General features: G+C 50.5%; 10 protein-coding genes and 1 pseudogene. 7 read left to right on the top strand and 4 right to left on the bottom strand.

Translation table 11 applies throughout. From position 1 onward, the window contains the following. Positions 1–29 precede the first annotated feature (29 nt). Positions 30–167: a hypothetical protein gene (locus tag ACJJIW_RS08110; RefSeq protein WP_192879435.1), complete on the bottom strand. Its 138-nt coding sequence runs from the start codon at positions 165–167 to the stop codon at positions 30–32. A 244-nt stretch (positions 168–411) separates the two neighbouring features. Next, positions 412–1,929: pseudogene (gene ilvA / locus ACJJIW_RS08105) on the bottom strand (threonine ammonia-lyase, biosynthetic); the annotation flags it as partial. Positions 1,930–2,136: 207 nt separating this feature from the next. On the opposite strand from ilvA, the gene rpiA reads away from it, so the two are divergent. The 3 genes from rpiA to ACJJIW_RS08090 all read left to right on the top strand — a co-directional run bounded on the left by rpiA (position 2,137) and on the right by ACJJIW_RS08090 (position 4,143). Continuing rightward, entirely contained in the window at positions 2,137–2,808 is a 672-nt protein-coding gene (gene rpiA, locus ACJJIW_RS08100; protein ID WP_444892233.1) for a ribose-5-phosphate isomerase RpiA, read from the top strand. A gap of 17 nt (positions 2,809–2,825) precedes the next feature. After that, positions 2,826–3,452, top strand: coding sequence for a transglycosylase SLT domain-containing protein (locus tag ACJJIW_RS08095; RefSeq protein ID WP_444937067.1), 627 nt, complete (start codon positions 2,826–2,828; stop codon positions 3,450–3,452). Between the two features lie 313 nt (positions 3,453–3,765). Beyond that, positions 3,766–4,143 (top strand): DUF4168 domain-containing protein, encoded by a 378-nt coding sequence (locus ACJJIW_RS08090; protein WP_282930932.1) that lies wholly within the window; start codon positions 3,766–3,768, stop codon positions 4,141–4,143. A gap of 25 nt (positions 4,144–4,168) precedes the next feature. Here the strand turns inward: ACJJIW_RS08090 and ACJJIW_RS08085 are convergent, their stop codons facing one another. Next, on the bottom strand, positions 4,169–4,501 hold the full coding sequence (locus ACJJIW_RS08085) for a helix-turn-helix domain-containing protein (protein WP_413663608.1): 333 nt from the start codon (positions 4,499–4,501) through the stop codon (positions 4,169–4,171). 364 nt (positions 4,502–4,865) lie between these two features. On the opposite strand from ACJJIW_RS08085, the gene ACJJIW_RS08080 reads away from it, so the two are divergent. Continuing rightward, positions 4,866–5,900, top strand: a complete 1,035-nt coding sequence (locus ACJJIW_RS08080; protein ID WP_444892234.1) for an AraC family transcriptional regulator — start codon at positions 4,866–4,868, stop codon at positions 5,898–5,900. Positions 5,901–5,993: 93 nt separating this feature from the next. Here the strand turns inward: ACJJIW_RS08080 and ACJJIW_RS08075 are convergent, their stop codons facing one another. Beyond that, the gene (locus ACJJIW_RS08075; protein WP_444892235.1) at positions 5,994–7,238 is read right to left on the bottom strand and encodes an OmpA family protein; all 1,245 of its coding nucleotides are present in this window, start codon (positions 7,236–7,238) and stop codon (positions 5,994–5,996) included. A 385-nt stretch (positions 7,239–7,623) separates the two neighbouring features. On the opposite strand from ACJJIW_RS08075, the gene ACJJIW_RS08070 reads away from it, so the two are divergent. From ACJJIW_RS08070 to ACJJIW_RS08060, 3 genes are all read left to right on the top strand, one after another. After that, a complete protein-coding gene (locus ACJJIW_RS08070) occupies positions 7,624–8,832 on the top strand; it encodes an acetyl-CoA C-acetyltransferase (protein WP_282930927.1) in 1,209 nt (402 codons plus the stop codon). Between the two features lie 10 nt (positions 8,833–8,842). Continuing rightward, positions 8,843–10,999, top strand: coding sequence for a 3-hydroxyacyl-CoA dehydrogenase NAD-binding domain-containing protein (locus tag ACJJIW_RS08065; RefSeq protein ID WP_444937066.1), 2,157 nt, complete (start codon positions 8,843–8,845; stop codon positions 10,997–10,999). A 105-nt stretch (positions 11,000–11,104) separates the two neighbouring features. Next, positions 11,105–12,253, top strand: a complete 1,149-nt coding sequence (locus ACJJIW_RS08060; protein ID WP_444892238.1) for an acyl-CoA dehydrogenase family protein — start codon at positions 11,105–11,107, stop codon at positions 12,251–12,253. Positions 12,254–12,277: the final 24 nt, after the last annotated feature.

Genomic DNA, 12,277 nt, shown 5'->3' with positions numbered 1-12,277 from the left:
CGTGGGCAGAGCGCCCCCCCGGCATCAGCCTAACGGGTAACCACTCCCTGTTGCAGAGCAGCCGGCGGTTCAGCTTCGGAAGAAAATACCTCAGATAAACCACTGGTACTCAACAGAACGCCCGCGACAAAGACAACCACAGCGATTGTCAGCGCATCGGCTTTCATTGGGACCATCCTGTACGATAATTTTGTTTTTATATGCGTTTCGCCCCGCTTATGACCAAAGCCACAGCAAAAGTTCCACGCGAATAGACAATACTCAAGAAGCGGCGTAATAGTAACCGTTTATTGGATATTTTATGAGTTTTTTGTCTCAAAATTAGACAAGCAAGTTCGACAAAACAGGATTTGCAGTCTATACACCTTTCAATAAATGAGACGCCTTTCTCAGGTAACCGAAAGAGATGGTTTAAGCGCCCAAAAATAAGCGATAAGCCGGGTTCTCCGTTTCGTCCCAAAAACGAAAGTGAAGCTGATGTAGCAGTGCCTGCAACTCGCCCCGCGCAGCCGGCTCTACCTGTAACCCAACCAAAACCCGCCCATAAGCTGCCCCGTGGTTGCGATAGTGAAACAGGGTTATATTCCAGCGCCCGGCAAGATGCTCGAGGAACTTGCGCAAGGCCCCCGGACGCTCGGGAAATTCAAAGCGATAAATGACCTCATCGGGCAAGCCCGGTACTCTACCTCCCACTAAATGGCGAATATGCAGTTTCGCCATTTCGTTATCGGTGAGATCGGTAACCTGATAATCTTTGGACTCAAGCTGACTAACCAATTGGCTGCGGTCTTCCTCAGATACCACCTGCAGACCCACAAAGATATGCGCTTCGTTATCACTGGCAAAACGATAGTTAAACTCAGTGATTGAACGGTCCCCTAAATCCCGACAGAACTGCAGATAACTTCCCGGTTGCTCAGCAATTTTTACCGCGAGAACCGCCTCGCGCTTTTCACCGATCTCAGTGCGCTCGCTAATGTAGCGCAGGCGATCAAAATTAATATTGGCTCCACTACACACTGTGGCGAAGGTGCCGTTGCGATTGTCGTGTTGTTCCAAATATTTCTTCAACCCCGCCAAGCCAACGGCTCCAGCCGGCTCAGCGATAGAGCGTGTATCCTCGAATATATCCTTAATGGCCGCACAGATTTCATCGGTACTTACAGTGATAACCCCATCCACGGTTTCGCGCAGAACCCGGAAGGTCTCCTCACCGATTTGTGCAACGGCAACACCATCGGCAAACAAGCCCACCTCCGCTAGCCGAGCGCGCTCGCCGGCTTTCAGCGCGGCCTCCAGACAGGCAGCATCCTGTGGCTCTACACCGTACACTTTGGTTTCCGGACGTACATATTTGATATAGGCGGCCATGCCTGCGGCTAAACCACCCCCTCCGACCGGAATAAACACCGCGTCCAGATTGCCCGAGTGCTGGCGTAACATCTCCATAGCCACGGTGCCCTGGCCGGCGATCACATCGGGGTCATCGTAGGGGTGGATAAATACCAGCCCCCGCTCTTCAACCAGCTCCCGAGCCCTCGCCGCTGCTTCATCAAAGGTATCCCCATGTAGCACGACTTCGGCACCGCGCATGCGCACAGCACTCACCTTAATTTGCGGGGTGGTTTTGGGCATCACTATAGTCGCGCGTACTCCCATTTGAGCTGCGCTCAGGGCAAGCCCCTGGGCATGGTTGCCCGCCGATGCAGCGATCACTCCCCGGGCCCGCTCCTCGGCGGGCAACTGCAGGAGCTTGTTGTATGCCCCTCGAATCTTGAAGGAAAACACCGGCTGCAGATCTTCGCGCTTCAACAGAATCCGGTTGTTAAAGCGATGGGAGAGTTGGCGCATTTGCTCCAATGGCGTCTCGGTAGCGACATCGTAAATACGTGCGTCTAAAATGCGCTTGATATAGGACTTGGGCATGACGTGTTTGACGGCCGTAGCGGTTAATTACTGTGCGCGACTCAGCGTAGACTAATAGCAGGGTTACATAGGCCCTGTGTGCAGCGCAGCACCGGCATGACAGTCTAAGCCTTGAGAAGCATATTTGCCACAAAAAACAACCAGACGCGCTTTTTTTTATCGTCAGATACAAATTAAGGCGAAATAATTGCAAAGGAAACTATCCAGAGTATGACCCAGGATGAATTGAAACAGGCGACAGCTCGCGCCGCTATCGACTATATCGCCCCGCGCCTGGAGGACAATTCCATTGTCGGCGTAGGTACCGGTTCCACCGCTAACTTCTTTATCGATTACCTGGCGGAGATCAAAGGTACCTTTGACGGTACTGTGGCCAGTTCTGAAGCCTCCGCACAGCGACTCAAATCCCACGGCATTCCCGTTTATGAACTTAATGCCGTCGACGGCATCCAGTTCTATGTGGATGGTGCCGATGAAGTAAACCCCGCCCTTGAAATGATCAAAGGTGGTGGTGCTGCATTGACTAGAGAGAAAATCGTAGCGGCCTGCTCTGAAGAATTTATCTGCATTGCCGATGAGAGCAAGTGGGTAAAAGTCCTGGGAGAATTTCCCCTACCGGTTGAAGTTATCCCCATGGCGCGCTCGCTGGTTGCCCGAGAACTGGTTAAACTCGGCGGTGATCCGGTTTATCGTCAAGGTGTGATCACAGATAATGGCAATGCCATTCTCGATGTATACAATCTGCGTATCGAACACCCCACTGTCCTTGAAGAAACCATCAATAACATTACTGGTGTGGTGACCAACGGTATCTTTGCCAAGCGCTCCGCCGATATTTTACTGCTTGGCACCAGTGCCGGAGTGAAGACCATTACCGTTTAAACATGTCGTAAATAGTTATGCACAAAAAAAATAAAAAATGCGGACTGCTGGTTTTGCTCAGTGCTGTTGCACTGAGCAGCGGCTGTGCAACCGCGCCTCCAAGTAATCTCGACAACGTCTGCTCTATTTTCCAGGAAAAAAAGAAGTGGTACGGCGAGGCAAAAGACGCGGAGGAAAAATGGGGCTCTCCAATTGCAGTGATGATGGCAATCATGCACCAGGAATCCCGTTTTGTGCATGATGCCAAGCCCCCGCGCACCAAGATCCTGGGCTTTATCCCCGGCCCGAGGCCGTCCGATGCCTACGGTTATCCTCAGGCTCTGGGGACCACTTGGCGCCACTACCAAAGGTCTTCCTTTAACTACGGTGCCGACCGGGATGATTTTGGCGACGCCATCGATTTTATCGGCTGGTATAACAACACCAGTGCACGCCAGTGCCAGATACGCGCCAATGACACCTACAGCCTTTACCTCGCCTACCACGAGGGGCACGGTGGTTTTAATCGGCGCACTTTCCACAATAAAGCCTGGCTAAAGAATGTATCCCACAAGGTATCTGCCAGGGCGCAAAAATATCAGCAACAACTCAATAGCTGCGAACAGTCGCTGAAAAAACGCAAGAAATTTCTCTGGATTTTCTAGCTGATCACAGCGACCGTTAGTCGCAAGGCCCACCTCGGTTTAAATCCGGTGCAGTTTTCCTGCATTATGAGCGGCGGCAGTCGCTCACTAAATTTTATGACCTCACAACCACTCCAGGAAAAATTCTCCTTGCTGGCGGAAAAAGGCGCTACAAGGCGCCAGAAACTGACTACGCTGAAGACTAATAGCTACCCGCTTTAGACTTGGTACAGGTCACTAAAGCTCCGCCACAAGCATAAATTTACAGCCCCAACGTGACGCTGGGTGCTCCCTCTGAGAAGCAAAAGCGTCCTTATACTTTTTGGAGTGCCCGATGAAGCTCTTTTTGAAATACCTGGCTGTATTGGCAATATCACTCAGCGTGCCGATGACCTTCGCACAACCTGCTACCAGCCAAACAACCGCCCCCAAAGCTTCGTTTAGCGAACCGCAGCTCAAGCAATTTGCCAACGCCTATCGCTCTATCGTGATGCTGAGTCGAGAATACGCTCCCAAACTGAAAGCGGCTGCCGATATCAAGGAAGCGGAAGCGATCAACAAAGAAGCACAGGGAAAAATGATCGCCGCAATTGAAAAAGCCGGCCTTTCCAAAACCAAATACCAGGAAATTGCCAACAGCATTAAATCGAATCCCGCCCTACTGGAGAAAGTGAATAAAATTCTTCAGCAAAGCCACGCGCCACAGCAGTAATCCAACTTTGTGAGTGGCGCTCTGATCAGCTCATTGCGTCACTCAAATCCAGCTTTACATCTAACACCTGGCAAATAATCGGCAAATTGGTTTTCACCCAATTCTTGTCAAAAGACCCCCAATCACGCAGCAGGTAGTAGCCGTCATTGTGGCGCACGCCTTCCTGAATGAACTCTACAACTGTGCCATGCCCCGGCAATCCTTTCGCAATGATGTCCTGCACCGTACGGCGAGGCCATCCAGTTGCCTCCTCCAAAGTAGGATTATTGGGACGCGGAATATGCTCAATCAGGTAAGCAATCAACATTCGCCGGCAGATGGTCGGGTTTAACAGACTTGCAACAGACGTCGGTGACATTTGACCAGTCCTTCACTAACGGAATTTTTCCTATTGTTGACGAATATGACTTACAGGTCGAGGAAATAGTGATTCACTATCGCTATCAAACTTTAAAAGAACTGTCAGTCCACAGAGGATCAAGCATAGAAAATTGTTGAGAGCAAAACTGGGATTTTCAGTCGTTAACGCAAAAAATACACATTAAAAGACAGAAATAGACAACTTTTATTCCATAAGCCCATCAAGTTCGAAACTGTCACCACTAATAAAAGCATAGGCAGTTGCATATAAATTAAGCAGAAGCCTGACTTTCTCTCTCTGTTTGCGCATAATCCATACCGTAATACAGCAGCAGACAGAAAATAATTGTGAGGCTGAAAGAGTGGACAATGAAAACCCCAAACTCCGCGAAGCGGGGCTAGGTATTCCCGCCGCTGCGGTAAAGGCCCATCTGGTTGGCGCACAAGCGACCGGACTGGACTGCCAACAACTACTCATTGATAGCGGAATCGCCCCCGCCCAGCTAGATGAGCCCGATAGCCGCGTTGGCCGGGAGCAGATGGCCAACTTGTTACGCCTTGAGTGGGATTTTCTGAACGATGAGTCAGGAGGATTCCTGGCGCGCCCTTGGCTGCCGGGCACTTTTGCCATGATGGGGCACGCTTGTATCACCTGTCCCAACCTGCGCCGAGCTCTGCTTCGCTCTAGCCGCTTTATCAGCATGGTGAGTGACGACTTGCACATCAAGCTGGTCGAGGATGGTGAAGAAGCTCGACTGATCATTCACCACACCAATGAAAAAAAATTGCCCAACCAAATTTTCGTCGAATCTATCGCGGTAATCTGGTTGCGCTTTTTTAGCTGGCTGATCGACCGTACCATTTTATTAGAGCGCGTTCTTCTGGCGTTTCCCCCGCCCGACTACAACGAAGACTACAGCGATATGTTCCCTTGCAGGCACTACTTTAACCAAGGTGAAACCTGCCTGGTATTTAACACTCGCTATTTGCAAATGCCCCTGGTACGCGATGAGCAACAGCTGGCAGACTTCCTGTCCCGCGCCCCCGAGTGCCTGTTGACCCAATACAAATCCGACCACAGTTTCACCGGTCGTATTCGCCGTATGCTGCAACAGCAAAACAGTATCGAAAATCTGTCACTGGATGATGTCGCCGCACGTTTATACACATCTCCACAGACGCTGCGCCGCCGCCTCAAAGAGGAGGGCAACAGCTGGCAGGATATTAAAGACTCTGTTCGACGGGATATGGCGGTTTACCAGTTGAAGCAGCAGGAAACCGCTGTAGCTGAAATTGCCGAGCGCCTGGGCTTTTCCGAGCCCAGCGCTTTTAATCGCGCATTTAAAAAGTGGACAGGGCTAGCTCCCGGAGCTTACAGGGATAAATTCCGTAGTTAAGGCGGCACTAAAAATCCCGGTCAAAAGACCGGGATTTTTTATAAATGAAATCCACCTTGGAAAATATCCTTTAAAGGGATTCCCGTATCCCGGCTACTCCTGAGAGTTTGTCACTACCCGGATACTAACTCGCTCAACATTGAGGGCTTTTTGGTCCCTCTTCTCTGACATATCTTCCGCAACAGGCTTAGCTGAGCCCATTCCTGTTGCAGTGATACGGTTTGCCGCTATCCCCTTCTTCAGTAGAAGTTCTTTCACAACATCCGCACGTTCTTGGGAAATTTCCTGCTCTGCAATTTCATTACCCTCACCTTTTACATGCCCTTCAATAGCAATGGTTAAGTTGGGGTTGTCCTGCATGATTTTTGCCAGAGCATCGATATCCTCAGCTGCAGGGTTGGTGATTTTTGCGGTTCCCTTTTCAAAGTTCACCCGCATGGGGAATTCCCGGTCGGGATTGTCTGAAAAACTCTTGAGATAATCACGCAAATTACTGGAAAAGTTATCGGGGCCCAGTTGCGCTTCCTCTTCCGCTTTCTCAAGGGGGGAATCCCCTACCGGCTGTGAAGCGGACTCCATAAAGCTCGCTTCCTGGGAGGTCATGGAAGGATTACTTTCTGAATTTTCCTTTTTCCCTTTCAACATACACATATTCAATGCGTAGAGAACCACAAGTACCAACAGCAAAGGAAAAAACCAGCTACTGAAACTAACCGGTTTACGTTTTTCTTCGGGCCCCTGAATTGCTGTAGCCCGAGGTTCCTGGGGTTTGGCGTGGCCATGGGTAACCAGAGCGTCTCCCAACTTCCCAAAATCTGGAACGTCGATTGCTTGAAGAAGGTTATCCGGTATATACCCCTGTAAATGCTCCCGCTGGCCAATCAGGAATGAAGCCAAGTCAGAAACATCCATTTTTTGAGCTTTGGCCTGGCTTTGCATCAACGAAGTAACTATCGGTGCGGATACACTCAATAGATCTCCGCCCTCTTTCCCCAAATTATTCGCTGCAACTTCCAGGACCTCTTTTTTACGGCTGCTGAAAATTTTTTCCAGCATTTTCTCACCGATGTCTGTAATTGACTTCAACTTTTCTGGTGAGGAAATAGCGGTGGCGAATTTAGACAAATCCAGCGCTTCACTTTCAGAAATTAAATTAAATAAATAACCCATTCCTGTTTTACTACTGGCCCTGTTCAACATACCAGCCAGTATGTAAGCAACGCCTGAACAGAGTGCAGCTTCACCTTGCCCTGCTGGCAAATTCAAAGCCTTTGTCAGCGCATCAATACCCCCGGATCCCAATTGGCCGGTAGCCATATCCAAAACATTATCCGCCATAGCCAAACCTCGCTCACCACCTCAGGGACCATCAAAGTACATTTATTTGTCCGGGGTCACCCGTGTGTTACCCATTCAAATTTTTCTCAGCTGCCCTGAATCACCCATTACCCTGCCTGACATGGAATTCCTCCAGCCGCAAAGATAATTTAAGTGCCAATTTACCGTGCCAAAATTTCAATAGATTTAGGCGCCTTACTTGAGTGTACGGCAGTACCTCCACATGGTTAGGTTAATTTGGAATAAATAAAAAGATATTTGACTAGGAATTTTTCGGTAGTACCTGGAAGCTGAGTCATCTTCCGTGGCAATTTTTATCATTGAACCCAAGCTGCACCGCACTATGGTAATAAGCGAAACCATAAAATAAAAAGAGGCTAAAACCGTGCCAACCGAAGCCTACATCTACGATGCTATCCGCACCCCGCGGGGCAGAGGCAAATCCAGCGGTGCCCTTCACGAAGTCAAACCTATCACCCTGCTTTCAGATCTCCTGAAAGAATTACAGACCCGCAATAGATTCGACACTGCCAAAGTGGACGATATCGTTATGGGCTGTGTTACACCGATCGGAGATCAGGGTGCCGATATCGCAAAAGTTGCAGCTTTAGCTGCCAATTGGGACTGGGATATCGGTGGCGTAACCCTGAATCGCTTCTGTGCCTCCGGTGCCGAAGCGGTCAATCTCGCCGCTACCAAAGTTCGCTCCGGGTGGGAGCATCTGGTAGTGGCCGGAGGTGTAGAGTCCATGTCGCGGGTGCCCATGGGCAGCGACGGCGGCGCCTGGGCGATGGACCCACGCACAGCAATAGATACTGGATTTGCACCCCAAGGCATTGGCGCGGACTTGATCGCTACACTCGGCGGATTTTCCCGCGAGGATGTGGATAACTTTGCGCTGGACTCTCAGCACAAGGCGGCAGCCGCCTGGAAGCGCGGTGCTTTCGAAAAATCTGTGATTCCCGTACGCGACCAAAATGGCCTGACCATTCTCGATCACGACCAGCTGGTGCGCCCAGATGCGTCCATAGAGGCCCTGGCACAACTCAAGCCGTCCTTTGCCGGGATGGGTGACCTGTGCTTCGACAGCATTGCCATATCCCGTTACCCACAGGTCGAATCAATCAACCATGTTCACACTGCGGGAAATTCCTCAGGCATCGTCGATGGCGCAGCCGCCCTGCTGATCGGCAGTGAACAGGCCGGGCGGGATCTGGGGCTCAGCCCCCGCGCCCGTATTGTCTCCGCTGCGGTAGTGGGCACTGAGCCTACTATCATGCTCACAGGCCCCGCGCCCGCCACTCGCAAAGCCCTGAAGGCCGCAGGCCTGACGGTGCAGGATATTGACCTCTTTGAGGTGAATGAAGCCTTCGCGGCAGTGGTGATGCGTTTCCAACACGAGTTGGACGTGGACTCACAAAAACTCAACGTTAACGGCGGCTCAATCGCTATGGGCCACCCCCTCGGCGCGACTGGTGCAATGCTGATCGGCACAGTACTGGATGAGCTGGAACAACGGCAACTTCGCTACGGCCTGGTCACACTATGTGTGGGCGGCGGTATGGGTGTAGCAACCATTATCGAAAGAGTTTAGGGGGCAGACTATGAAATCCATTCGCCTGGAAAAAGACGATCACAATATTGTCCACCTGATCATGGACAACCCCAATGCCTCAGCCAATGTGATGGATCGGGATTTTACCGAGTCGCTGAGCGCAGCGGTTCAACAACTCAAGCAGCAAGAATTTTCTGGAATTATTGTTCGCTCCACAAAAAATACCTTTTTTGCCGGAGGCGACCTTAAGTCTTTATATGCGGCAAAAATTGAAGAAGCTAAACCTTTCTTCGAATCTTGCGAATCAATGAAAGCCAACCTGCGCTGGCTGGAAACCCAGGGTAAACCCGTCGTTGCTGCGATTAATGGCACAGCTTTGGGCGGTGGCTGGGAAATTGCCCTCAGCTGCCATCAGCGCATTGTTATCGATAGCACCGCAATAAAACTGGGATTGCCTGAAGTCACATTAGGCTTACTACCTGGTGGTGGCGGCTGTGTACGTATGCCCCGCCTTTTAGGCATCCAGGAGTCTCTACCCTACTTACTGGAAGGAAAACAGGTGAGGCCGCAACAGGCTCTCAAAGCCGGTCTGGTACATCAGCTCGTTACCAGTGAAAGTGAATTACTAGAGAAGGCTGTCTCTTATATTCGAGAGAATAGTGAGCAACCTGTTGCTCAACCCTGGGATCAACCGGATTACCGGATGCCGGGAGGGGACGCAAAGAACCCTAAAAATGCGCAGTTACTGATGATCGCCCCAGCAATACTGGAGAAAAAAACCAAGGGATGTCTACCGGCGCCAGAGTCGATAATGGCAACCGTCGTCGAAGGGTCCCGGGTCGACTTCGAAACTGCTACGCGAATTGAATCCCGACATTTTGTAGGCCTCGCTTGCGGGCAGGTTGCCAAAAACATGATTGGTACTTTCTGGTTTGCACTCAATGAGGTCAAAGCCGGAGCATCACTGCCCGCCGCCGCCCGCGATCATAAAACGTCGCCCATGCAAAAAATTGGCATACTCGGCGCCGGCATGATGGGCTCAGCCATTGCCTACGCCTGTGCCAGTAAAGGTGTTGATGTCGTATTAAAAGATGTATCCATGGAAGGTGCCTTAGCCGGCAAACAATATGCAGAGAAATCCCTGCAAAAACGCTTACAGCGGGGTCGCATTACCGAGGACAAGGTCAATCAGATCCTCTCCCGTATCACGCCCACAGACAGCAATACCGACCTGGCTGATTGTGAGTTGGTGATAGAAGCAGTTTTCGAAGACCGGGAACTCAAGCGTAAAGTTACCCAGGAAGCCGAGGCACAGCTGCCGAAAAATGCAGTATTTGCTTCCAATACTTCGACACTGCCGATCACTGGGCTCGCTCAAGCTTCCGACCGTCCCCAGCAATTTATCGGCCTACATTTCTTCTCCCCTGCCGACAAGATGCCACTGGTGGAAATTATCTGTGGAGAGCAAACCAGTGATGAGACTCTCGCCCAAGCCTTCGCCTTTGTATTGCAGATTGGCAAGACTCCTATCGTTGTCAACGACAGCCGTGGCTTCTTCACCTCAAGGGTATTCGGCTGCTTTACCAATGAAGGTATCGGCATGCTCAGCGAAGGGGTTAATCCCGCCACCATTGAAAATGCCGCGGCTTTAGCTGGCTTCCCAGTCGGCCCTCTAGCTGTTAGTGACGAGGTCTCCCTAACGCTGATGAGCCGGATACGCCAGCAGACCATCAACGACCTGCAAAAAGAAGGTAAACCCGCCCCCACGCATCCCGCCGACGGAGTGATCGACCGAATGCTTGAAGTGGGTCGCGCTGGTAAGGCCGCAGGTGGCGGCTTCTATACTTACCCTGAGGGCGGGAAAAAGCACTTATGGAGTGGCCTTGAGAAGGAGTTTCCCGCCAAAGAGGCACTGCCGATAGAAGATGTGAAGGAACGGCTGCTGTTTATTATGGCTCTGGAGACACTTCGCTGTTATCAAGAGGATGTGCTACGCAGCGTACGCGATGCCAATATTGGCTCTATCTTCGGTATCGGCTTCCCACCCTGGACCGGTGGTGCATTGCAATACATCAGCCAGTTTGGCCTGAAAGCGTTTACCCAACGCGCCCAGCAACTGGCTGATGCATATGGAGATCGATTTGCCCCACCAGCAATTTTGCTGGATCTGGCAGAGTCAGGAAAAGCTCTGGCGGACAACCCTTAACCCAGGGGTTTGAGCGATGTAAACAGGCTTTTAAAATCTCGCTGTTTACATCGCCTATCAAAACACTGGTTCAATTTTTCAGCAATAAAATGCGGTGGTGTAAGGATGGTACCAAGAACTGTTTACAACGAAGATCACGAACAGTTTCGAGAAACTTTACGTAAATTTTTAGAAAATGAAGCTGTACCCTACCACCATCAGTGGGAAAAAGATGGTCAGGTAGATCGTAAACTGTGGAATAAAGCTGGAGAAATGGGCTTTCTGTGTCCGCAAGTTGACGAAATGTATGGTGGCTTGGGGTTGGACTATGGCTACAACTCCATTATTGATGAGGAGGTAGCCCGGGCGGGACTTTCCGGTATTGGCTGGGGCCTGCACTCTAATATTGCAGTGCCCTACATTATTAATTACGGCACGGAAGAACAGAAGAAAAAGTACCTTCCCAAATGCATTAGTGGTGAGATGATTACCGCTATCGCCATGTCCGAACCTGGTGCCGGATCAGATCTACAAGGCGTGAGAACTACAGCTGTGCGCAAAGGGGATCACTATCTGCTAAATGGCTCCAAGATTTTTATTACCAATGGACAGCAAGCAGATCTGGTTATTGTCGTGGCCAAAACCGACCCTCACGAGGGGGCATCTGGAGTCAGCTTGTTACTCGTCGAAGCAGACAGCCCCGGATTCAAGAAAGGTAGTAACCTGGAAAAAATAGGAATGAAGGCCCAGGATACTTCAGAACTCTTTTTTGATGATGTCAGGGTTCCTGCGGAAAACCTTCTCGGTGGCGAGGGACAAGGGTTTATTTATTTAATGCAGGAGTTGCCTCAAGAGCGTTTAAGCGTGGCAATTTATGCTATATCCAATGCTGAAGCTGCCCTACAATGGACTATTGATTACGTACGGGATCGCAAGGCTTTTGGTAAACCTATTTCTGCCTTCCAAAACACACAATTCAAGCTGGCAGAGTTGGACAGTGAGTTAACTGCCCTTCGAGTATTTATCGATCGTTGCCTGGAGCTTCACTATAAAAAGGAGCTCGATGTTGCAACGGCGGCAAAGGCAAAATTACTGAGTACGGATTTCCAGTGCAAACTTCTGGATGAATGTGTCCAGTTACACGGAGGCTACGGTTATATGTGGGAATATCCCATCGCCCGATCCTGGGCCGACGCCCGTGTAGGAAGAATCTATGCTGGGACCAATGAAATCATGAAATTGATTATCTCCCGTGAACTTCTACGCGACGACTAAGTTAAAGCCCTGGCTTTAAATTTC

The organism is Microbulbifer maximicatervae (SeqCode) (assembly GCF_052467815.1).
This window is presented reverse-complemented; position numbering and strand designations above follow the sequence as displayed.

What these genes read in the sequence shown, in the direction of transcription:
- ACJJIW_RS08110 (WP_192879435.1), bottom strand. Translation starts at nt 167, where the DNA reads ATGAAAGCCGATGCGCTGACAATCGCTGTGGTTGTCTTTGTCGCGGGC.
- rpiA (WP_444892233.1), top strand. Translation starts at nt 2,137, where the DNA reads ATGACCCAGGATGAATTGAAACAGGCGACAGCTCGCGCCGCTATCGAC.
- ACJJIW_RS08095 (WP_444937067.1), top strand. Translation starts at nt 2,826, where the DNA reads ATGCACAAAAAAAATAAAAAATGCGGACTGCTGGTTTTGCTCAGTGCT.
- ACJJIW_RS08090 (WP_282930932.1), top strand. Translation starts at nt 3,766, where the DNA reads ATGAAGCTCTTTTTGAAATACCTGGCTGTATTGGCAATATCACTCAGC.
- ACJJIW_RS08085 (WP_413663608.1), bottom strand. Translation starts at nt 4,501, where the DNA reads ATGTCACCGACGTCTGTTGCAAGTCTGTTAAACCCGACCATCTGCCGG.
- ACJJIW_RS08075 (WP_444892235.1), bottom strand. Translation starts at nt 7,238, where the DNA reads ATGGCGGATAATGTTTTGGATATGGCTACCGGCCAATTGGGATCCGGG.
- ACJJIW_RS08065 (WP_444937066.1), top strand. Translation starts at nt 8,843, where the DNA reads ATGAAATCCATTCGCCTGGAAAAAGACGATCACAATATTGTCCACCTG.
- ACJJIW_RS08060 (WP_444892238.1), top strand. Translation starts at nt 11,105, where the DNA reads ATGGTACCAAGAACTGTTTACAACGAAGATCACGAACAGTTTCGAGAA.